Source organism: Myroides sp. C4067 (assembly GCF_038039665.1).
Classification (GTDB): domain Bacteria; phylum Bacteroidota; class Bacteroidia; order Flavobacteriales; family Flavobacteriaceae; genus Flavobacterium; species Flavobacterium odoratimimum.
Window position 1 is genome coordinate 127122 of record NZ_JBBPHJ010000008.1, and the last position, 23851, is coordinate 150972.

Sequence of the window (23851 nt, forward strand, 5' to 3'; positions counted from 1 at the left end):
ATTAGAATACAACGATTTATCTTCATACACCCCATTGTTAATAAGAAACAGTATAACACTGATATTAAACAAAGTAAGAACTAACAATTTGTGTTGATAACTGTAAAAAGTTTGAAAAAAGTATTTTTTGTTTATTTCAAAAAAATTACAATACAGCTCATGCACACATATTTGCAAATTTATTTTCTAAAACATATTGTGTGGATATTAAGATCAAAAGTATAGGTTGTGAACAGTTTTACACACCCTCATTTATCTAAAAATAACTGTTGATAACGAAAAAGTCTCTTGTTAATAACCAATCTAAACTATTTGTTTTAAATGATTTGGGAATTAACAACCTGTTGATAAGTATTAATAATTGATTTTATAGAATTTATAGAGAAAAGTTATTGTACATATTAACAGACAATACTATACTATTAGTTTATTTTAAAATTTTAAAAAATCTATTTCTATATATTATAGTTGTTAATAACGTTGATAAGTGTTTTTGTTTTTCATATTTGGTGTTATGTATTGTTGAGTGTGAAATATTGAAATTATAAGGCGTTGTTTTTTAAAGGAGACTTTAGAAGGATGACGGTTAAAATTTTCGAAGCCTCTGAGGTTTGCTTATAAATTTTTGATAGGGTAGTAGGTCGCTATATGAAAAATATAGACGGTTGGTTTTTTTGAAAAGTAGAAATGTTCCACGAGGAACATTCCGAAACATCGCCTTGTATTTTGCGTATATTTTCTGACAGTGGAAGTGAGGTAAAATATCTAAATTATGAGAGGTTGTTTTTAGTAAAATTTGGCTCTGATCTAGTAGTGTTTTTTGTGTAGTTTTTAAGATTGTTTTTTGTCTGTTTTTTAGCTGTGATTTTTAGGTTAGATTAAGGGGATTATTTTAGAATTTTATAGCTCTATTTTTTATTAGCAGGATCATATTTTCTGAGTGAGAAATTTATGAGGTAGGTTGTTTTCATATTGATCAAAATCTCTGGTGATGTAATCCGATTTATTGATCCAGGTGATATTTATATTTTTCTTTAAAAGAGAAAATCTTAGTCTTTTTTGATTTTGTGTTTTTTTCTCCTTGAGTCTTTATTGATGAAATGCTAATTGTTCCTCGTGGAACATTTTTGAAGGTTTTTATATTTTTCTTTTTTCATTGGATTGATTTTAGACTTTACTCATTTTTTCTCATTGGTTGAGAAAAATTTGTCAAGTAGTATTTTTTTGTTTTTGCTAGTTAATAAAAATGCTTCTAGATTTTGATATTTGAGCTTGAGATTATTTTTCTTCAAAATATGAGTTTGTGGGGAGTATATTTTTTAAGAGAATTAAATTTCGTTGTTTTTGGTACATTTTTTCAACGCGCTGAGAATCGCGTATATTTTTTTTTCTGACGATTGGTACGTTTTATCGAAAATATGGAAAGGAGAGATTTTGAGCTTTTTTATTATTTTAGTTTCCTCATTGTTCTTCTTTTTTATTTTGACCTTGGATAAAAAAAGTGAAGCGTTGAGATTGTCATATTTTGTTTTTTGTTTCAAGTGAAAAAAAATAGAGTAGTGGTAGTGTGTTGTTTTTGTATCACTAGATATTTTTTCTAATTGTTATAGATCTAAGTAGGTGTTTCGTTTTCTATTTGCGTAACTTTGGAACTTGATAAGTCTGTATATTTTATACAGATCTTTTTTTACAAGAAAACAACGCTGTATAATTTCGATATATTATTTTATTGAAGTGTTAGTATTAAATATCAAAAGCTAAGCGGGTTGTTTTAGAATGGAGAAGGCTTTTTAAGTCTATTTTTAGGCATTAAAGCCTAAAGGATTAACTATCTGTGTTTTTAGTTTGTAAAATTGATATTTTAAGGGCTTTTTAAGTCTATTTTTTATTTTTCCGTGTACCTTTGCAACAATTATTTTTTAATAGAGAAAAAGAATGATATTTTTTAACTATGAAACTGATTTTCAATTAGTTGATGAGACTAAATACGAAGATTGGATTGAAGAGATAGTGACTTCAGAAGGATTGATCCCTGGGGATATCAGTTATATATTTTGTGACGATGCTTACTTACATGAGATTAATGTTAAGTATTTAGATCATGATACTTTGACAGATATTATCAGTTTTGATTATTGTGAAGGAAAGATTGTCTCAGGTGACATCTTTTTATCTATAGAGAGAGTACGTGATAATGCTAAGGATTTTAATGTTGATTTTGACGTTGAGTTACTGAGAGTTATGTCTCATGGTGTCTTGCATTATTGTGGTTATAAGGATAAATCTCCTGAGGATGAACGCTTAATGCGTAGTAAAGAAGAAGAGAAAATGGCTATGTTCCACGTGGAACAATAGTGTTTTTTCGAGTATTTTAATTTAAATGTTTCACGTGGAACAATGAGTATATTCGCTGATAAATATGATGTAATAGTAGTAGGTGGTGGGCACGCTGGTTCAGAAGCTGCTGCTGCTGCTGCAAATATGGGTTCTAAAACTTTATTGATTACAATGAGTTTGCAGAACATCGCTCAGATGTCTTGTAATCCTGCAATGGGAGGTATCGCAAAAGGGCAAATCGTAAGAGAGATAGATGCATTAGGGGGGTACTCTGGTATTGTATCTGATAAGACTGCGATCCAGTTTAAGATGCTTAATAAGTCTAAGGGACCTGCTATGTGGTCTCCTCGAGTACAGTCTGACCGTATGCGTTTCTCTGAGACTTGGAGGCTTATGTTAGAGGGGACACCTAACCTTGATTTTTATCAAGATATGGTGAAATCTTTGATTATTAAGAATCATAAGATCGAAGGTGTAGTAACTAATCTTGGGTTAGAAATAAAAGCTAAGACAGTTATCTTAACTAATGGTACATTCTTAAATGGGCTTATCCACATCGGAGAAAAACAGTTCGGTGGTGGTAGAGCTGGAGAGGGGGCTGCTTATGGAATAACAGAAGATCTTGTGAAAGCTGGTTTTACTTCTGGCAGAATGAAAACAGGTACACCTCCTAGGGTAGATGGTCGATCATTAGACTATAGTAAGATGGAAGTACAAGGGGGAGATATTAACCCTTCTAAGTTTTCTTACCTAGATGTGACACAACCATTAGTTCAACAAAGAGACTGTTTTATGACGTATACTTCTCCTGAAGTACACGATTTATTAAGAGAAGGATTTGATCGTTCTCCGATGTTTACAGGTAGAATTAAGAGTATAGGGCCACGTTATTGTCCATCTATAGAAGATAAGATTAATCGTTTTGCTGATAAAGATAGACACCAAATATTCGTAGAACCTGAGGGGTGGAATACTTGTGAGATCTATGTAAATGGATTCTCTACTTCACTACCAGAGGACGTACAGTTTAAGGCTCTTCGTTCGGTAGCTGGTTTTGAGAATGCTAAGATATTTAGACCAGGGTATGCTATCGAGTACGATTATTTTCCACCTACACAGTTAAAGCATACGCTTGAAACTAAGCTTGTAGAAGGACTATATTTCGCTGGGCAAATCAATGGTACTACAGGTTATGAAGAGGCAGCTGCACAAGGGCTAATGGCTGGTATGAATGCTGCTTTAAAAGTAAGAGAAGAAGGAGAATTAATCCTTAGAAGAGACGAAGCATATATAGGTGTATTGATAGATGATTTGATCACGAAGGGGACAGAAGAGCCTTATAGAATGTTTACATCTCGTGCTGAATACCGTACTTTATTACGTCAAGATAATGCTGATTTTAGATTAACACCGAAGTCTTACGAGCTAGGTTTAGCGTCTGAAGAACGTATGAGAAGAATGGAGCATAAGCAGACTGAAGCAGAAAACTTTGTTCAATTCTTTAAAGAAACAAGTGTAAAAACAGAGGAAGCTAATCCTATTTTAGAAGAGAAAGGATCGTCTCTAATGAGTCAACCTGATAAGATGTTTAAGGTATTCTCTCGTCCACAAATTGAGCTAGAAGACATCCTTAAATTCGATAAGGTAAAGACGTATGTAGAGGAGCATGATCTAGATCAGGAGATCATAGAGCAAGCAGAAATCCAAGTAAAATACTCTGGTTATATAGAGAAAGAAAAGAACAATGCTGATAAACTTAATAGGCTAGAGGATGTAAGAATTCCTGCTAATTTCGATTATGATAAGATAGTATCTCTATCGTTTGAGTCACGTGAGAAGCTTAAAAATATTAAGCCTATTACGATATCTCAAGCTTCTCGTATCAGTGGTGTAACACCTACAGATATCTCTATCTTGCTTATCCATATGGGGAGATAAGAAGGTTTAGAAGGCTTGAAAAAATATAGGAGGTTGGTATGTTCCACGTGGAACATACCAACCTTTTTTTATGGATGGAGCTGTATATAATAGTATAGTAGTAGTGGGATAAGTATATGTACTAGGGTATAGAGTAGGTAGATGTATAGTGTATTATATGTAAAGTTCAGAGTACTTATTTTGATGTTATTATTAGCAATTATGAATATGGTATGCTTTCTATACTTATTGTGTTTTATATCATAAAGGATAGTTTAACACGCTTGTGTTTTTACTTTAATAGTGGTGTTGAGTAGATAGTATTTGATGCTTTAGTTTTTACTTTCTTTTACAGAAGGGGATTAGTTTCAATCTTAATACTATATTAGAAAGTACTCTTATCTATATGCTTATTTACTTTCATAGTGATCATATAATTTTACTACATAGTACTAATTTGAATAGATGAAAGAAAGGAGATTATTTGTAAGATTTTCTATTTATGTATAGTCATCTTGGTTGTCTTCTATCATTTTTTATGTAGAGAGTAGGGGATAATATTATGTAATGAGTTAGTACTTTATGGGGGTATTATGATTGGCTATTTTAAAGAAGAAAAATGAAGTTTAATGAAACTAAGGAACGAATCTTACTAGTTCTCTACTTTATATTTTTAGTTAGAGTGATTGTTTAGGTTATCTATTTTAGTTTAGTACTTTTTGCTTTTTAAGTGAATTTCTAAGGATTGTTATTTGATGTTAAATGATAACTTTAAGTATCATTTTTAGGCTTCGGTTCTTTCTCTTTTTATTTTAAAAGTCCCCTTAACTAAGTCATTATTTTTTTGTGGTTTTAGAATCATACCCGATATATGTTGTTTATATTTGTGTGGCTTTTAAAACTTCATTGATGGAAATTAATGCAACTATTAAATATATAGAAGTAGAAGATCATTCTGTTTCTAAAGAGAAATTTGAACTTTATTTAGATGAGAAGTTTCAGTTATTAAAAACTGAACCAGTTCCTGATTTGGATAAATTAGATAGTTATTATGAAAGCCCAGAATACATTTCTCATACAGATAGTAAAAAGACTTTCTTCGATAAAGTATATCAGACGATTAAATCAAAAGCTATACAGAATAAGTACAAAATACTTGAAGATATTAAAAGTGATCAAGGTGTACTTTTAGACATAGGATGTGGGACAGGGGAGTTTCTATTAGAAGGAAAAAATAGAGGTTGGTCTGTTTTAGGTTTTGAACCAAATAATGGGGCGAGACAATTAAGCTTAAATAAAGGAATCACCTTAGTAGATTCTCTAGATGATATAGAAGATCATTCTGTAGATGTTATTACGATGTGGCATGTGTTAGAACATATACCTGATTTAGATAAACAGATAAAGACGCTTCAACGTATATTAAAAAAAGAAGGAACACTGATCGTTGCTGTACCTAATTATAATTCTTACGACGCTAAGTATTATGGTCACTATTGGGCAGCTTATGATGTACCTCGTCATCTTTGGCATTTTTCTCAGAAGTCAATTCCGTTACTTTTTAATCCATACCAATTTGAATTAGTAGAAACATATCCAATGTTGTTCGATAGCTTTTATGTTTCACTTTTATCGGAGCAATATAAAACAGGAAAGAAGAATTGGTTTAAAGCTTTTCGTGTTGGATTAAAATCAAATATTGAAGCAAGAGCAAATTTAGAGTACTCTTCACTGATTTATTACCTAAAAAAGAACTAAGCTACTTTTTAGTAGGATATGATGCCTTTTTAGCTCTTCAGAAGTACTGTTTCTTATTTTAAAGCGATTTAAGAGAGTTTTTACTTAGTTGTGATGTCTATGTATTCTTTTTTTGAGATAATAGTTGTTTTGGTGGTTTAAAAAAGGTGTTCCTTATTAGGTTTATCTATATAGTTAAATAGATTTGATAGATTTTTATTATATCTTAATTATTTTTATTTAACTGTAAAAAGTTTATTACATTTACAACAGGTTTAAAAAAGCGAAAATGAAAAAAACTATTTTAATGCTAGGTATAGCTGGATTATTATTTTCATGTAATAATAATGCAACTCCTGCTACTGAATTCAAAACTGCTTATGTAGATTCTGCTAAGTTGATGAAGGAGTATGAAGAGATGAAGGATATGGAATCAAAATATAAGATCCAATCTGAAGAAAAAGGAAAAAGCTTAGAAGCTGAAGTTGCTAAGTTCCAACAAGAGGTTCAAAACTTCCAAGCTAATGCTCGTCAAAAAGGACAAGCATGGGCTGAGCAAACTGCTGCTAACCTTCAAAGAAAAGAGCAAGAATTACAGTTTAAACAACAAACTTTAATGCAAGCTTTACAAAAAGAGAGCGGTGAGGAAATGGAAGCTGTAGTGAAGAAAGTAAAAGAACATATCGCTGAATATGCTAAAAAGAATAACTTAGACTATGTATTCAACACTGAGGATGCATCTACTGTTATCTATAGTAAAGACGGTAATGATGTTACTGAAATCATGATCAAAGAATTAAATGCTAAATATAAAGGTAGCGCTACTCCTGCTAAATTAGAGGAGACAAAACCTGCAGAAAGCAAAGAAGATAAAAAGTAATATCTTTGAATTACTTTAGAGAAAGCCCTTGTTTTAACAGGGGCTTTTTTCGTTTAGTACAGTTTTATTATCGTATTTTGTAAAAAAAAAGGAATGACTAATTTTTCAGAAGAAGCAGAATACGTTTTAAAGTTTATCAATGAGACGAATAGATCTCTTTTTTTGACAGGAAAGGCTGGTACTGGTAAAACTACCTTGTTAAAAGAAATTATTAATACTACACATAAGAATGCAGTAATAGTAGCTCCTACTGGGATAGCGGCTTTGAACGCAGGTGGAGTGACTATACATTCCTTTTTTCATTTGCCTTTTGCTGCTTTTGTCCCTGATACTAAGAATCCTCCTATTTTTACTGATACAATCAAGTTTGAAAATCGCGTATCGCTAAGGCGTCATATGCTGATGAGTAATGCTCGTAGAGCGTTGTTCTTAAACATGGATTTGTTGATTATAGACGAGGTCAGTATGTTGCGTGCAGATGTACTAGATGCGATGAACTTTATGTTACAGACTGTGCGTAAAAGTCAACAACCTTTTGGTGGAGTACAGGTTCTTTTTATAGGAGATTTACTACAGTTACCTCCTGTTGTGAAGAACCAAGAATGGGATGTGCTGAAGCGCTATTATGACGGGGTATATTTCTTCCATTCAGAAGTTGTTAGACAGTATCCTCCCTTGTATATCGAGTTAGAGAAAGTGTATAGACAGTCGGATCAAGTGTTTATTAACTTGCTAAATAATCTTCGCAATAATCGCGTATCTAGAGAGGATTTGGCACTCTTAAATCAGTATACCAATCCTAACTTTAATATAAAAGATAACCCTGGTTATATCACTCTAAGTACACATAATGCTAAGGCGGACAAGATTAATGAGGACGCACTTAGAGGATTGTTTACGAAGGAGTTTAGTTTTATGCCTGAAGTAGTGGGAGATTTCCCTGAAAAGATATATCCTATCGAGGCTAAAATGACGCTTAAAGAAGGTGCTCAAGTTATTTTTATTAAGAATGATATATCTCCAGAGAAGCGATTCTACAACGGTAAGATGGGGATGGTGAAGACCTTGACTAAGCATGAGATATTCATAGAGTTTGAAAATAAAGAAGTCATTGAAGTAGAACGATACGAGTGGCAGAATATAAAATATACGGTCGACCCTAATACTAAGGAGATTGTAGAGGAGGTATTAGGTACCTTTAGTCATTATCCGCTTAAGCTAGCATGGGCTATTACGGTGCACAAGAGTCAAGGGCTTACCTTCGATAAAGCTGTTTTAGACGTATCTAAGGTATTTTTACCTGGACAGGCTTATGTTGCCTTATCTAGACTTCGTTCGTTAGAGGGACTAGTCTTATTATCCCCTATACAGATGAACGGCTTAGTCAATGATGAGGATGTAATGAGCTATGCAGAGAATAAGGCTGGCACAGAAGAATTAAATCTGCAATTAAAGATAGAGACAAAGAACTTTCTTCGAAACTATCTGATACAGACCTATTCTTGGTTTAACCTTAGTACACAATGGCATACGCACCTTTATAGTTATAATGCCGAGGCGGAGAGAAGTAAGAAAAGTGCATTTATGGGCTGGGCTCAGCGTATGACAAATCACTTAGATGAAATGGTTGTTCACTCAGAGAAATTTGTCAATCAGTTAAGAGCATTGTTTAATGAAGAACCTTTCAGATTTGAGTTTACTAAAGAACGTGTACTTAAAGCATATGATTACTTTTTCCCTCGTTTAGATCACATGGTTTTTGAACTATTGTTCACTATTGCACAGGTAAAAACTGCGAAGAAATCAAAGGCGTTCTACGAAGAATTAGTACCGTTAGAAGAGTCGTTATTGAAGACAGTTATTCAGATGAAGAAGGCTTCTATTATGTTGAAGTTAATAGAAGAGGATAAGAAGATATGCAAGGAGAATCTGCGCTCACTAGAGATCAGTGAGTATAAGATTAACCATTTAGTCAATATCGCTAATCTGATAAGAAGTACTAAACTAGGAGTAGAAGAGGAGGAAGATATAGAAGTGTATTCTTCTAGTCCAAAGACGAAGTCGAAAGAGAAAAAGAAGTCTACGTTTGTCATTACTCTAGAGATGTGGAAAGAGAAGATGAGTATAGAAGATATTGCATTAACTAGAAAACTGACTACGACTACGATTTATTCTCATATCGGTAAGTTGATTATGGATGGACATATTACCTTAGAGGAAGTATTACCAAAAGAACGTATAGAGGAGTTAACTGCTTTATTTGAAAAGAGTAAGGGAATGACTTTATCTGAGATTAAAGCGAATGCAGAAGAGGACTTCTCATGGGAAGAATTAAAACTGTATCAACGTGCAATGGCTCAGAAAGAGGAGTAAGATTGATATTGATACATTCATTCTATTTCTATAGGCTAAATAGAATAAGGGGCTTATTTGCTTTTGCTTTGCTAGGGGAGTGCTTGCAGTATTCTAGCACATTCCTTCGACAAAACACCTGTTTTGCCTAGGATTCTCCAAGGAAAGTCCTAGGAATCTGCAAGAAAGTGCAAGCTAAAGCAATGCTCTTCTAAATAGAAACAATAAAAAAACGGTCGTATTCATCGAATGCGACCGTTTTTATTACTTCTTATGTATTAACCGTGTTAGCTTTATAGATAGATCTGTGAAGATCATTTTAGCATTACCATTTCGTTCTATATGGTAGATGGCATCACCTAGCTCTTGGTATATTTCATTTATATTTTCTCCGTTCACAAAGGGAGCAAAGTTTTCTAGTTTAAACTTATCTACTGTCGTTTTATAATACACTAGTTCTGGTGTCTGATAGTTTAACAGCAGAGCCTGTCTGAATAGTTCTATACAGAACTCTATAAACTGTTTTTGCTGTTCACGTCCTAGAGCAGCTAGTTCCTCACTCCATTCTATTAACTCTTGAATTACAGCAGCATTTCCCTTGGCTCTGAAGGCCGCTCGCACCCATTGTACAAACCATTTCTCATAAGGTAAGGCATTCGCTTTATTATGCAGTAAGCTCAGTGCTTTATTATAACTTCCTTGAGATTGATTAGCGATCATGATGGCTTCCTGTGGATCACATTGCTCACGTTGTATTAAAGCTTCTTGTATTTCGATAGCGTTAAGCGGAGGAAACTTTAGTACTTGACATCTAGAGAGGATAGTCTGTAAAATATTCTTCTCGTTCTCTGCGATTAGGATAAACACCGTTTTAGCAGGCGGTTCTTCTAATAGCTTTAGCAGTTTATTAGAAGCCTCAGTATTTAGCTTATCTGCCATCCAAATGATCATAATCTTATAACCACCTTCAAAGGATTTTAAGGCAAGTTTCTTCAGTACTTCACTCGCTTCATCTACTCCTATTTGTCCTTGTTTATTCTGAATATCAATGTGGGTGTACCAATCGAAAAGGTTTCCGTATTTATTTGTTTTTAAAAAACTACGCCATTGTTCTGCGAATAGATCACTAGTAGCATTCCTTTTTACAGCTTCTGTCGTAGCTACAGGATACACAAAGTGTAAGTCTGGGTGAGCAAGATTGTTGAATTTGATATTACAGGCATCATTTCCTCCTGTGTTTTCATTACCTGTATTTTTGCATAGTAAATACTGTGCGTAGGCGATAGCCATGGGTAAAGTACCTGTACCTTCTCCACCAATAAATAACTGTGCATGAGGTACACGACCTGATGCAGCTGACTGTATCAAATGATTCTTTAAAAAGGATTGCCCTATAATATCTGAAAATTGCATAAGGCAAAGATAAATTAATTATCAAGTGTTTAAAATAATCAGATTCATAATTGTACAACTATTTTATTTCTGTTTAGAGAATAATTACCTTCACAAAATAAGGTTTGTTCTATAACAATGTATTGTAATGATACAGCTTATTATGGGGTACTAAATCTATGAAGTGATGATTAAGTCAATGTGTTTTGCGTTTAGTTTTGTGTTAGGAGTATCTATTTTGTTTGTTATTTAGAGTTTTTTAGACAAGTTCTAGTCTATAACTGTTCTAAAATTAAAAATAGTTTAAATATTTATTTGCCCTTATTATTTTGTATTTCTGTCTGTAAATACTATAATATTGAATAATAAATATATGTAAAGTGTAATATATTTATTAATAACTCTGTTTATTGGTGTATTTATAAAAGACTAATGAGTGTAATATGTTAAAATTTTCGTTTAACAATATAATAATCAGGTAGTCTGATATCGAAAAAGATTTATATTTGTGTAACTTATCGTAAAATATATAAAAAAGTAAAGATGAAATCTATTGATAGTTTTGATTTTAAAGATCAAAAGGTGTTGGTTAGAGTTGACTTTAATGTTCCCCTAGATGAGAATTTTAATGTTACAGATACAAATAGAATAGAGGCTGCAAAACCTACTATTGAAAAAATAGTAAAAGAGGGTGGTGTAGCTATCTTAATGTCTCACTTAGGAAGACCTAAGGGAGAGCGCAATGACAAGTATTCACTACGTCATATCGTTGCAAAAACAGAAGATATTTTAGGACATAAAGTTACTTTTGTGAACGACTGTGTAGGAAGTACAGTTAAGGAAGCTATCGCAGCTAGTAAAGCTGGAGATATCATCTTATTAGAGAATCTACGTTTCTACGCAGAGGAAGAAAAAGGTGATGAAGGGTTCTCAAAACAATTAGCTGAGTTAGCTGATTTTTATGTGAATGATGCTTTTGGTACTGCACATAGAGCACATGCTTCTACTACTATCGTAGCGAAGTACTTTGCTGATAAAAAATGCTTTGGTTATTTATTAGCTAAAGAGATAGAGAGTTTAAATAAGGTATTGAATAGTACTGATAAGCCTGTTACAGCTGTATTAGGTGGTTCTAAAGTATCTTCTAAAATTACGATTATCGAGAATATCTTAGATAAGATAGATCACATGATTATCGGTGGAGGGATGACTTTTACGTTTATTAAAGCTCTAGGTGGTAAGATCGGTAATTCTATCTGCGAAGATGATAAGCTAGAGTTAGCTTTAGATATCTTGAAAAAAGCGAAAGAAAAGAATGTACAAGTACACTTACCAGTAGATATTTTGGCTGCTGATGCATTTGCTGCTGATGCAAATGTACAAGTGGTAGCTGCTAATGAAATTCCTGATGGATGGCAAGGTTTAGACGTTGGTCCTAAGACATTAGAAAGCTTAAAACCTGTGGTAGCTGAGTCAAAAATCATCTTGTGGAATGGTCCTTTAGGAGTATTCGAGATGGAGAAATTCGCGAATGGTACGATCGAGTTAGGTAACTTCATTGCTGAAGCTACTAAAAATGGTACTTTTTCATTAGTAGGAGGTGGAGACTCTGTAGCTGCTGTAAAACAGTTCGGTCTAGCGCCTAAGATGAGTTATGTTTCTACTGGAGGTGGAGCAATGTTGGAAATGTTGGAAGGTCAAGTATTACCAGGAATTAAAGCAATACAAGAATAATAGTAGGTCCCTATGCTTATATACCAAGCATAGGGATTTTATAATACATAGCGCGATGAATTACAAAGTATTAACTTTATTAGCATGCGGTCTTTTTTCGTACTCAGTCATGGGACAGAATGAGCCTAGTACGCTTACAGAAGTATCAAAGAAAGAAATGAGCCCAGAGGTGTATCTGGACTCTATTAAAAAGACATTTGTTAACCATGCTAGTAGTGCTTCTATAGAGAAGCGTTGGTTGAATGAGTTATTAAACCAGGATTTATTTAATGAGCTAGAGAATGAGTTAGCTGATGCAAACTTTGACGAAGGAGATGTTCGTTTTGATGAATTACCTACTGAGCTTTTAAAAGAACGTTTAAAACGATTAAATGAGAAAACACCTTTTAATGTTGAATACAATGAAACATTAGAACGAGTGATTAAATCATTTCTAAAGAATAGAAAACGTTCTTTTGAGAGGTTATTAGGCTTATCAGAATATTATTTCCCAATGTTTGAGGAGCAATTAGCAAAACAAAATGTTCCTTTAGAGGTTAAATATTTATCTATAGTAGAATCTGCACTTAATCCTGTAGCTCGTTCTAGAGTGGGAGCTACTGGTCTATGGCAATTCATGTATCCTACAGGTAAACAATATAATCTAGAAGTAACTTCTTATATAGATGATCGTATAGATCCATTAAAGTCATCTGAGGCAGCTGCTAAGTTTTTGTCAGACTTGTATGGTATGTTTGGTGATTGGGATTTAGTATTAGCATCATATAACGCTGGACCAGGTAACGTGAGTAAAGCGATTCGTCGTTCTAATGGATATACGAATTACTGGAATATTAGACCAAATCTTCCACGTGAAACACAAAACTATTTGCCTGCGTTCTACGCTACTATGTATATTTTTGAATATGCTAAAGAGCATGGTATCACGTCTAAAAATGCACCTATAAAGGTAGTGGAGACTGATACAATAGCGATTAAGAAAACAATGTCTTTTGACCAAATCGCTAATTTATTAGATGTCTCTAAAGAAGAAATAGAGTTCTTAAACCCAACTTATAAGTTACAAGTGATTCCTTATGATAGTGGTAAGTTGAACTTCTTAAGACTACCTATAAAGAAAATAGGTTTAATGGCCTCTAATGAAGAAAAGATGTATGCTTATGTAGATTTTTTAGATTCTAAAAAGGAACAACCAAACTATGCTGTAGTTGCAGAATCTATAGTAGAAAGTAGCTCTGTTAATCCGCGTTATCACACGATACGCAAGGGTGAGAGTGTAGGTACTATTGCTAATAAATACGGTATTTCGGTTGCACAATTAAAGAAATTAAATAATCTAAAAGGAAATCTAATCTACCCTGGTAAGAAATTAGTAGTAGGTAAAAAAGCGGTGGCTCAAGCGTCAGGCGGTACTAAGAATAATTTCTATACTGTGCAGAGAGGAGATTCATTATCTTCTATAAGTAAGAAGTTTGCTGGAGTGACTGTGACTAAATTAAAGTCCTTAAATAATATGAAGGACTCAGATGACATTCGTCCAGGTATGAAGTTAAGACTTAATTAGAAGAAGATAAGAGTGAGGTATATTGGTTATGTATTGTTAGTATTGTTTGCACTCGTTGGGTGTAGAGACAGGTCTGCTAAGAATAGATCTAACAATCCTATGGACGAACCTCACCAGATACTTATAGTCATTAATGATAGACTATGGTATGGTAGTGTAGGGGATAGTATAAGAGAACATCTGGCTGTACCTATAGAAGGAATTACACCACCAGAGTCTACTTTTTCTTTAGAACAGATCTCACCTAATCTATTTTCTTCACGTACGAAGAATAGAAGAAATATAATCGTCTTTTCGGATAACTATAGTAACAATAGTTTTCTGTTTGAGAAAGATAAGTACACTGCTGGTCAGATGTACTTTACAGTTAGCGGAGATTCTAGGAAGGGGCTAATAAGCGAGTTTAAGAAGAATTCAGACTCTATTGTGAGTTCTATTTTGCGCTCTGAGTTTGATGTCGTTGCAAAGCGTATTCTTGAAGGGAAGATAGTTGATATTGATTATTTTCAGGATAAGTTTCAAGTAAGCCTTAATTTGCCGACTACGTATAAGTTGGTTGGAAGTAATTACCACTTTGTATGGTTTAAAAAGAATATTGCTTCAGGTAATAGTAATATTCTGATTTATGATGTGCCAATGGAGAGAATAGAGAATACAGATGATACTATTCTAAATAACTTATTAGCAGTGAAGGATTCAGTGAATGGTAAGTATATACATTCTATAGAAGATAATTCATATCTAAGGCTCAATGAAGGGTTTATTCCAAACAATAAAGAGTTTGTAAGACAAGGAAGAAAGGTATATGAGTTCACTGGAGATTGGGACATGCATAATAGCTTTATGAGTGGTCCTTATATGAGTTATGTGTTCCGGGATGAATCAGCTAGTAGGTACCTGTTTATAGAAGGGTTAGTATATAATCCTGCTATGGGAAAGAGAGGTATCTTAATGGAAGTAGAATCAATCGTAAACTCATTAAAGTTTAATGAGAGCGAAACAAATTAAATAGAAGTAAAAAGGCGTTCATCACTGAACGCCTTTTTATGTATTAATACCTTCTGTGTAAAGGTAATTCTTCTATTGGGTTTATCACCATAGGGAATCGTTCTACTGTTACAGCACTACTGTCAAGACCAAAGGCCTTTTCTTCTGATAGTGCTAGTTTTTTAAGCCATTCATATAGTGTAAGTATGATTGTTTCATGAGCAGGTAGTTCATTGTCATAAGACAATTCTTTCTCTATCAATACATATTCAAAGTCTGTATAGATATTGTTTTTTTGTAAAGAGGTGTATTTACTGATTACATCTACTTCTCCTGTTTCTGTTAGCTCTTTAAGTACTTGTTTCATGAGTACACTGATCTTTTGGTCATTTCTAAAACCTAGATAAAAGTCAACACGGATAATATTATCAGCACCCATCTTCTGTATTTTGTATTCTAAGTTATAAGGTTGATCACTAACATTCACATGTATGAACCAATAGTTATCTGCTCTTTTAGGTCTACGTTGTGTGATAGAATACAATGCTTTATATTCTATTTTAGAGCATGTATTGGAGTTGGTTAGATAGATTAGATTAGAAGCAAATTTAGGAATGCTTGTATCTCCACTGATATCTAGAAGAATGTCTTTATACTGTTCTATATTGACAAACTCAGTATAGTTCTTTCTTATCTTCTTCGCTAGGTAGTTTATAATCATCGTACCTGCTAGCAAAGATGCTATGATAACGGTAACATAACCACCATGAGTGAACTTCTGAACGTTAGCGATAAAGAAAGATACCTCTAAGCTTAGGTATATTAGTTCGACTAATACGATTACAACAATATGTACACGTTTTAGGTACATATAGTAGCCTAGTAAGATTGTAGTCATGATCATACACAAGGTAATTGCTAGTCCATACGCAGCTTCCATATTACCTGACTCTTCGAAGTGTAGTACCACGAATACACAGCCTAAGAATAGCAACCAGTTGATAGAAGGAATATATAATTGACCTTTTACATTGGTCGGGAATTTTACTTTTACTTTTGGCCATAAGTTAAGTCTTATCGCTTCATTGATTAGTGTAAATGATCCGCTTATTAGGGCTTGTGATGCGATTACAGCCGCTATTGTTGCAATGGCTATACCAAATGGCAAGAACCACTCAGGCATAACTAAAAAGAAAGGGTTTGCGGGGTTTTGATTATCCGGTGATAGTTGTAGTAGTGTTTGGTTAGAAAAGTTGATTAAATAAGCTCCTTGTCCAAAATAACACAATACTAGCATCGCTTTTACAAATGCCCAAGTGATGCGTATATTCTTTATCCCACAATGTCCTAGATCACTATAAAGTGCTTCTGCACCTGTAGTACATAGAAAGACAAATCCCAATACAAAATATCCTTCTGAGTGTATAGAAAGTAAATGAACTGCATAATAAGGATTTAAAGCCTTTAGTACTGTAAGGTTATCCATTAAGTGAAATAGACCAATTATCCCTATCATTAAGAACCACAAAGTCATCATAGGGCCAAAGAATTTGCCAATAGCCTTGGTACCAAATTGTTGGATGACAAAGAGAATAAAGATAATTCCTATCACTATCGGAATAGTCTGTAGGTTTGGTTCATATATTCTAAGTCCTTCTATAGCAGATGATATAGAGATAGGAGGGGTGATGATACCATCGGCTAATAGTGCACTACCTCCAATAATAGCAGGAATGATTAACCAACGTTTCTTCAACCTCTTGACTAAAGTATAGAGTGAGAATATACCTCCTTCACCATTATTATCTGCCTTTAGGGTTAGAAAAACATACTTAATGGTCGTCTGTAAGGTTAAGGTCCAAAAAACGCATGAAATAGCTCCTAAGACAATATCCTCTCGGATAATCTCTTTTCCTATGATGGCTTTCATTACATAAAGTGGGGATGTACCAATGTCTCCATAGATAATACCTAAGGTCACCAGTAGTGTTCCTAAGGTTATTTTATTCAATTGAGAACTGTGGCCATGTGATGACTGTGCTTGCATAAAAGTGTCGGATTTAAACTTGTAATTTGTAACGATATGGTTACTAATAAGCTAATAGTCAGAATAGGAATATATACCACTCCATGGCTAGTCTTAGTTTAGTAAAGATATTTTGCTTTTAATAAAGCGATATCCACTTCTAATATTTCTGTTAGGTACTGTTCTACAGAATTATAATATTCTTCTATAGTATTCAATGCTTTTGCTAAGAATTGTTCTTGTACTGTGAATAGGGTTAGAAGTGTTTCGGCTTGTTGTGTTTCTAGATTAAATTGTTGTTGTATCTGTTGTATATCGAGATTGACATATTGATTAGTCAATAGGTAATCTTCTATCACTGTATGTTGATTCACACCTAGAGCAGATAGGAGTAGAGCAGCAGCGAAGCCTGTTCTATCTTTACCTGCAGTACAGTTAAACATTAGTGGAGCCTCAGAACATTCTACCTCTCTAAAGAAAGCTTTGTATTGACTTTGGTTGTGGAGTACCAGTTGTTCATTGATATCCACTAAGAGTTTAGTAGCTAGGTTTATATCTCCTTCTTGTACGATCTGCATGACCTGATTCTTACTAAGATTACCAGGAGTGATTGGTAGAAGTACTTCATTAGTAACTGTCTTAGGTAACAGTGTTTTTTGTTCTTGACTTTCTTCTTCACTTCTAAAGTCTACTATTGTAGTCAGCGGAAGTGAGCTTAGGTAGTTTAGATCTACGTCAGTTAGGTTGCTCAATTGTCCTGAGCGAAATAAGCATCCCCATTTGACTGTTTTGTTGTCCTCTGTTTGATATCCGCCTAGATCTCTGAAGTTAGACTGACCTTCTAAAGGTAGTTGGCGCAATCTGTTATTCGCTACTTCAAGAGCTTTGTGTGTAGTATTAAGGTCTAGAGTGCTTTTGTTAGGTGTAGAGATGTGTTCTACATCACTATCTGTTTCGATTAAACAATTTCCTTTTTCTAAATTTTGCATAGAGCTATCACTATTTTAAAGCCTGAACAAACTCAGGTATATTTATAACAATGCTTTTCTGAACTCTTACATGTAAGTAGCATTAGATGCTAGATATTGTAAAAATGATCAACTCAATCAAGAATAAACAATACCTTTAAACAATAAAAAGATACTTATTTATTAGTATTTAATGATTAATAATCAGAAAACTATTAAGTTAAGTGTATTTTTAATATAGTGCAAATATAAGATGTAAAAAAGACAAACTATTAAGAGTTGTCTTCTTTTTTTTCTGTTGTAGCGTCTATGAATTTCTCGAAAAGCTTAATCATCTTCTCGTTTACATCTTTGAATGTTAATCTATCTTTAGATTGATAGAATAGCATCATTGCATAAGGCTTATCTATATTTTCTAGTAGTAAGTGTTTATTCTGCCTATATGCTTCGCGTAGTAATCTTTTAAAATAGTTTCTATCTACCGCCTTTTTAAAATGGCGTTTAGATACAGATACTCCTACTTTTAGAGGGAGGTCTTCTTGATTAGCTATTTGCACGTATACCATTCTCAAAGGGTATTTACTCACAGTTTTACCAGTTGTAAATAACTCTTCGATTACAGTTTTGCTTTTTAGCTTTTCCTTTTTAGGATAATTGTATTTTTTTTGTTCCATATAGACTGCAAAGGTAGCAAAGGAATATGAAATATTTATAAATAAAATAGGCCGCTACTGCGGCCTATTTCTATTTTGTATAGATACTATTTTCTTGATTTACATCAGCCATAAACTGGCTTGGGTCGATCACTATTTTCTTAATAGCACCTTTTGGTTTATTGATTGTGAACTTATATTCTGGTTGAGCCCATCCCCATCCATCTAACACTGTTCTTTCGTATTGTACGTACTGGTTAGGTTTGATCCAGTGCATTGAAGTATAAGGAATATAGAATGTCTCTATAGAACCATCTTCGTATTCTACTAAAATATCTAAAGGCATACCCATTCTTCCCATTCTACCTAAAGTAACTAAAGTTTGGTTTTTCTGTACCTCTTCTACGAATAAGATAGAGTAGTCTATCGTGTTGTTCGTCTGTGTCCAGTCGATTAAATATTGGTCTAATACAGCACCAGATACTTTCTCAGCTACACGCTTGAAGTCATTAGGAGTAGGGTGAGTGAACTTGTATTCATTATAGTACGTTCTCAGTGTAGTCATCATATTATCCCACCCGATTAAGTAAGCTAATTGAGTTAAGAAGATAGACCCTCTGCTGTATGCAGAAGTAGAATAAGCTCTATTGGTCAAGTAATGATCTGCATGTGTGCTTAATGGCTCTTGCATTCCCTTAGACACTAAGCTATAGTAGCTCTTATAAGTAGATCCGAACGGGTTCACATCTTCTTGTTGGTCTTTAGGTAAGATCTTTAGCATCGCTAGGTCAGAGATAAATGAAGTAAACCCTTCATCCATCCATTCGTGTTTCGTCTCATTAGTAGCTAAAGCATGTTGGAACCAACTGTGCGCTAACTCATGAGCTGTCACTCCTGCTAAGCTTGGGAATGATCTCTCGCCTGTGATTAGGGTACACATAGAGTATTCCATACCTCCATCACCACCTTGTATTACAGAGTATTGGTTATAAGGATAAGGACCTACATTCTCATTGAAGAATTTCATTAACTCTGCTGTTACAGGCTGTAGTTTTTTCCAGTTATCTATAATAGCAGGATTGTTTTTATATAAGAAGTGAAGTTTCACTCCATCAGGTCCATCATACGTATCGTGTATGAAGTTAGGGTCTGCTCCCCATGTAAAGTCTAGTACATTCTCAGCTTTAAAGTGCCATGTAAGCTCTTTACCTTTTTTGATAGAATTATCATCGATACCAGCATCTTGGTATCCATATCCTACCTCATTATTATTTACGATATTACCTGTACCACCCAAGATATAGTTTTTATCTAACGTAATTTTTACGTCGAAGTCACCCCATACACTGTGGAACTCTCTACCTAGATACTGCTCAGCATGCCATCCTTCGAAGTCATATTCAGCGATCTTAGGGAACCATTGAGACATAGACAGTGCTACACCCTCTTTAGAGTTTCTACCAGCTCTACGGATCATTACAGGAGCTTGTCCATCGAAGTTCATTGTGAATACAGTAGATGACTTAGGAGCGATAGGTTTTTTTAGAGTCACCTCTAGTATAGTACCTACTTCTTTCGTCTCTAAAGCCTCACCATCTTGCATCATTTTAGATACCTTTAAGTATCCTATTTCGTTGTCTTTTAGCTTTGTGATTCTACTTTCAAATACTTTTCTACCTCTCACTGTTTTAGTATCTACCATACGAGAGTCAGGATCAGCGATATTTGATAATAGCGCATCCATATCACTATTGGGTTGGAATGCGTTGTAGTAAAGGTGGAAGTATACTGCTTTTAAAGTATCAGGTGAATTGTTTGTGTAAGTTAACTTTTGAGTACCTGTGTATTGGTACTTTTTCACGTCCATCTTCACGTCCATTTTATAGTCAACATGTTGTTGCCAATAACCTGGATTAGGGTTGTTTTGAGCGATTGCGTCTATTAGGGCAATAGAGCAGATAGCTAGAGTTAGTAATATTTTTTTCATAATGTGTTTGAAATCAAAACTCCACATATATTATGCATAAATGTGGAGCTTTTTATATTAAGGGTTACTTAGTTACAAGTTTTATTTTTTAGCTTTTGATAATTTCTCAGCTAATAATAATGCATTGTACGCATTTACAAACTTACCAGAAGTAGAGATAGATTGGAAATTTCTGATTTCTTTTTTCTCACCTACTACTACGTCGAAGTTTACTGCTACACCTGAGTCCATGATGATTTTCTTCACTTCTCCAGCTGTAAACTCTGGGTAATAAGCTCTCACTAATGCTGCAACACCTGCTACGTTAGGAGAAGCCATAGAAGTACCTTGTAAGTACTCATAACTATTCGTTGGTACAGTAGCATAGATTTTCACTCCAGGAGCGAATACGTCTACGTCATAATCTCCATAGTTAGAGAAACGAGCTACCATATTTTTACCAAACTCTGGGTTAAGAGCTCCTACTACTAAGAAGTTGTTAGAGATCTCTGGTCCCATCTTCACGTTATCGTTAGGGTAGCGCTCTACACCTCCAGGGATGTTTAAGTCCATAGCATCATTACCTGCAGCTACTACGATAAGTACATCTTTCTCTTCTGCATATTTAATAGCGTCACGTACCCACTGACTGTTTTCTTCATAGTATTTACCGAAGCTTCCGTTGATTACTTTAGCACCGTTATCTACTGCATATCTGATACCTAATGCGATATCCTTATCATACTCATCTCCATCAGGTACAGCTCTTACAGCCATGATCTCTGCTACGTCAGATGCTACACCGTCTCCACCTAAGTTATTACCACGAGTCTGAGCGATAATACCAGCTACGTGAGTACCGTGTTTAGCCTCTTCTCTTACAGGTCCGATCACGTTGTTATCACCATAGATTCTATCATTGATATCTGTATGATCATCACCTACTATCTTTCTACCGTCGAACTCTAAGTTTAAGTGGTGTTTTGCTTTACTTTCTACACTGTTTTTGTAAGCTTCTAACCAAGACAACTCTCTTCCACCAGCTAAGATATTATACATAACATTCTTAGAGTGGATGATTTCTTCAGTCGCGTCTAGTGGAATACTGTTTAAGTCATCCATTGTGTAGTCCTTCTTATCTAGGTATTTTGCGATACGCTCATTTGCACGCAATAACATATCTACACGTAGTTTGCTCTCTTGGTTGCTTTTTACCTCTTCGTCGTATTCCTTCACCGCTCTTTTATACTGATCAGAACCATCATCACCTCTACGGATCACACGTACCATCTCTACGTTTTCGTGTACAGACTGTCCTAAGAAGTTCCATCCGTGGATGTCATCGATGTATCCATTATTATCATCATCGATACCATTACCCGCTATTTCATTAGGGTTTGTCCAAACTTGAGTCTTTAAATCATCGTGATCAATCTCAACACCTGAATCTACAACTCCTACAATTACTTTCTTAGGTAATTTCTTTCCTTTAAGAATTTCTTCATACGCTCTGTCAACAGACATTCCAGGAACAGTATCATTAATGATGTCTAAATGACTCCATCTGCGTAATTGTTCTTCTGTAAGTTTTGTTGTTCTCTTCGGTAGATTATCTACACCCGAGATCGGTGTATTGGTAATCGTACTCGTTGTACCACAGCTAGTTAAAGCTAATGCTAAAGCAGCTGATAGGTATAAAGGTTTAATCAATCGCATTATAGTTAAATTTAAATTATCAATGTTATTCGTGCTAAAAATATAAATAAGTTACATCTTGAAAGTGTACTTAACACTAAATTAAGATTTCATTAGCTTTTAAATTCTCATTTAGTCTCACTCCTTTTTCAGTATGTTGCACAGTGATGATTTCATTATGAGCATCGTGTTCTAAGAACAAATACCAATTCTCATCAGCTGCCATCTTTAAGAATTTCTCTTTTTCGTCTAGTGTTAGCAGGGGTCTTGTATCGTATCCCATTACATAAGGAAGTGGGATATGTCCTACTGTAGGCAGTAGATCGGCTACATAAGCTATCTTTTTGCCTTTATAGTTCAGTATAGGGATCATTTGTTTCTCAGTATGTCCATCTGCGAAGAAGATATCAAAGTCTAATTCGGAGTTGTGCAGTATGTTTCCTTGAGCCTTTGGGATGAAGTGAAGTGCACCGCTATCCTGTATAGGAAGGATGTTCTCTGATAAGAAAGAAGCCTTCTCTCTCGCATTCGGTTTAGTTGCCCATTCCCAGTGATTCTCATTCGTCCAGTACTTCGCGTTTTTAAAAGCGTTTACATATCCTGTCTTATCACTATTCCAGTTTACAGCACCTCCTACGTGGTCGAAGTGTAAGTGTGTCAAAAATACATCTGTGATATCATCTCTGTGAAAGCCATGCTTAGCTAGAGACTTATCTATGCTATGGTCTCCCCATAGATTATAATAACCAAAGAATTTATCAGATTGTTTATTTCCCATACCTGTATCGATAAGGATCAGTCTGTTGCCCTCTTCGATAAGGAGTAGTCTAGCCCCTAAGTCGATGAGGTTATTAGCATCAGCAGGGTTGGTTTTGTTCCAAATCACTTTAGGAACAACGCCAAACATAGCACCACCATCTAGTTTAAAGTTGCCACTTTCTATAGCGTATAGTTTCATAATTGTTTTAGTTTATTTGAGTTAGGTGCAAATTACTAAAATTATTTCTCCTAGTCTCTCTTTTTTGCAAAAGTCTGTCACTGGCCTTGGTATAGCAGAGGATCTAATCGGTTATCTAAGGAAATTATAGTAGTATATAGATGCTTCGGGTAGAGATTTAGTACGGTTCGGTAAAAGGGTACTTATCCCAAGTAAACACTGCTCATTACCGAACAGCTTCCGAACAATTTTTGAATAAAACGATATAAAGTGCTTATTAATAGTTGGTTATGCTTAAATGAAATGACCAAAGCAAGGCAATCTCTCCAATATTAACCAAAAAGGGCAAAAGAGGGCGATAGTTAATGAAGAATTAGGAATTGTATTGTGATTATAGTAGAGACAGATTATTATCCGTGTCCAGAAAGTAGCCATATCAATGTACACACTGATTATCATCCGTGTCCAGGAAGTAGGTCAGTTAATTGTATTGTGATTATAGTAGAGACGGATTATCATCCGTGTCAAACAAAGTAGCGTTATCAGTGTCCAGAAAGTAGGTCAGTTAATTGTATGGTCAATAAAGTAGAGACGGATTATCATCCGTGTCAAATAAAGTAGCCATATCAATGTAGAGATAGATTATCTGTATCCAGAAAGTAGGTCAGTTAATTGTATGGTCAATAAAGTAGAGACGGATTATCAT

15 protein-coding genes are annotated in these 23851 nt (G+C 34.4%); 8 read left to right on the plus strand and 7 right to left on the minus strand.

Annotated elements, in window-relative coordinates; translation table 11 throughout:
* The first annotated feature begins 1935 nt into the window (after positions 1 to 1935).
* The 5 genes from ybeY to AABL87_RS08130 all read left to right on the plus strand — a co-directional run bounded on the left by ybeY (position 1936) and on the right by AABL87_RS08130 (position 9244).
* Positions 1936 to 2355, plus strand: a complete 420-nt coding sequence (gene ybeY, locus AABL87_RS08110) for an rRNA maturation RNase YbeY (RefSeq protein ID WP_006266022.1) — start codon at positions 1936 to 1938, stop codon at positions 2353 to 2355.
* Between the two features lie 42 nt (positions 2356 to 2397).
* Entirely contained in the window at positions 2398 to 4275 is a 1878-nt protein-coding gene (gene mnmG, locus AABL87_RS08115; RefSeq protein ID WP_081048721.1) for a tRNA uridine-5-carboxymethylaminomethyl(34) synthesis enzyme MnmG, read from the plus strand.
* Between the two features lie 888 nt (positions 4276 to 5163).
* Positions 5164 to 6012 carry a class I SAM-dependent methyltransferase gene (locus AABL87_RS08120; RefSeq protein WP_016649930.1) on the plus strand — a complete coding sequence of 283 codons (849 nt, stop codon included), beginning with the start codon at positions 5164 to 5166 and terminating at the stop codon, positions 6010 to 6012.
* 268 nt (positions 6013 to 6280) lie between these two features.
* On the plus strand, positions 6281 to 6871 hold the full coding sequence (locus AABL87_RS08125; protein ID WP_006257903.1) for an OmpH family outer membrane protein: 591 nt from the start codon (positions 6281 to 6283) through the stop codon (positions 6869 to 6871).
* 93 nt (positions 6872 to 6964) lie between these two features.
* The gene (locus AABL87_RS08130) at positions 6965 to 9244 is read left to right on the plus strand and encodes a helix-turn-helix domain-containing protein (protein ID WP_006262474.1); all 2280 of its coding nucleotides are present in this window, start codon (positions 6965 to 6967) and stop codon (positions 9242 to 9244) included.
* 243 nt (positions 9245 to 9487) lie between these two features.
* On the opposite strand, the gene AABL87_RS08135 is transcribed toward AABL87_RS08130, so the two are convergent.
* Positions 9488 to 10636 (minus strand): DNA polymerase III subunit, encoded by a 1149-nt coding sequence (locus AABL87_RS08135; protein WP_006257901.1) that lies wholly within the window; start codon positions 10634 to 10636, stop codon positions 9488 to 9490.
* 522 nt (positions 10637 to 11158) lie between these two features.
* On the opposite strand from AABL87_RS08135, the gene AABL87_RS08140 reads away from it, so the two are divergent.
* The 3 genes from AABL87_RS08140 (at position 11159) to AABL87_RS08150 (ending at position 14921) form a co-directional block, all read left to right on the plus strand.
* Complete coding sequence (locus tag AABL87_RS08140) at positions 11159 to 12349, plus strand: phosphoglycerate kinase (protein WP_341277158.1); 1191 nt, start codon at positions 11159 to 11161, stop codon at positions 12347 to 12349.
* A 55-nt stretch (positions 12350 to 12404) separates the two neighbouring features.
* Positions 12405 to 13913 (plus strand): lytic transglycosylase domain-containing protein, encoded by a 1509-nt coding sequence (locus tag AABL87_RS08145; protein WP_006262475.1) that lies wholly within the window; start codon positions 12405 to 12407, stop codon positions 13911 to 13913.
* 99 nt (positions 13914 to 14012) lie between these two features.
* Positions 14013 to 14921 carry a DUF4837 family protein gene (locus AABL87_RS08150; RefSeq protein ID WP_071307632.1) on the plus strand — a complete coding sequence of 303 codons (909 nt, stop codon included), beginning with the start codon at positions 14013 to 14015 and terminating at the stop codon, positions 14919 to 14921.
* Positions 14922 to 14964: 43 nt separating this feature from the next.
* Here AABL87_RS08150 and AABL87_RS08155 read toward each other — a convergent pair whose 3' ends face one another.
* The 6 genes from AABL87_RS08155 to AABL87_RS08180 all read right to left on the minus strand — a co-directional run bounded on the left by AABL87_RS08155 (position 14965) and on the right by AABL87_RS08180 (position 23166).
* Positions 14965 to 16947 (minus strand): KUP/HAK/KT family potassium transporter, encoded by a 1983-nt coding sequence (locus tag AABL87_RS08155; RefSeq protein ID WP_006262477.1) that lies wholly within the window; start codon positions 16945 to 16947, stop codon positions 14965 to 14967.
* Between the two features lie 98 nt (positions 16948 to 17045).
* Positions 17046 to 17915: a tyrosine-protein phosphatase gene (locus AABL87_RS08160; RefSeq protein ID WP_006262478.1), complete on the minus strand. Its 870-nt coding sequence runs from the start codon at positions 17913 to 17915 to the stop codon at positions 17046 to 17048.
* 251 nt (positions 17916 to 18166) lie between these two features.
* Positions 18167 to 18568 (minus strand): ribonuclease P protein component, encoded by a 402-nt coding sequence (rnpA, locus tag AABL87_RS08165; RefSeq protein ID WP_006262479.1) that lies wholly within the window; start codon positions 18566 to 18568, stop codon positions 18167 to 18169.
* Positions 18569 to 18638: 70 nt separating this feature from the next.
* Positions 18639 to 20561 (minus strand): M1 family metallopeptidase, encoded by a 1923-nt coding sequence (locus AABL87_RS08170; protein ID WP_006257894.1) that lies wholly within the window; start codon positions 20559 to 20561, stop codon positions 18639 to 18641.
* Between the two features lie 54 nt (positions 20562 to 20615).
* The gene (locus AABL87_RS08175; RefSeq protein ID WP_006257893.1) at positions 20616 to 22229 is read right to left on the minus strand and encodes a S8 family peptidase; all 1614 of its coding nucleotides are present in this window, start codon (positions 22227 to 22229) and stop codon (positions 20616 to 20618) included.
* Positions 22230 to 22305: 76 nt separating this feature from the next.
* On the minus strand, positions 22306 to 23166 hold the full coding sequence (locus AABL87_RS08180; protein WP_058699217.1) for an MBL fold metallo-hydrolase: 861 nt from the start codon (positions 23164 to 23166) through the stop codon (positions 22306 to 22308).
* Positions 23167 to 23851: the final 685 nt, after the last annotated feature.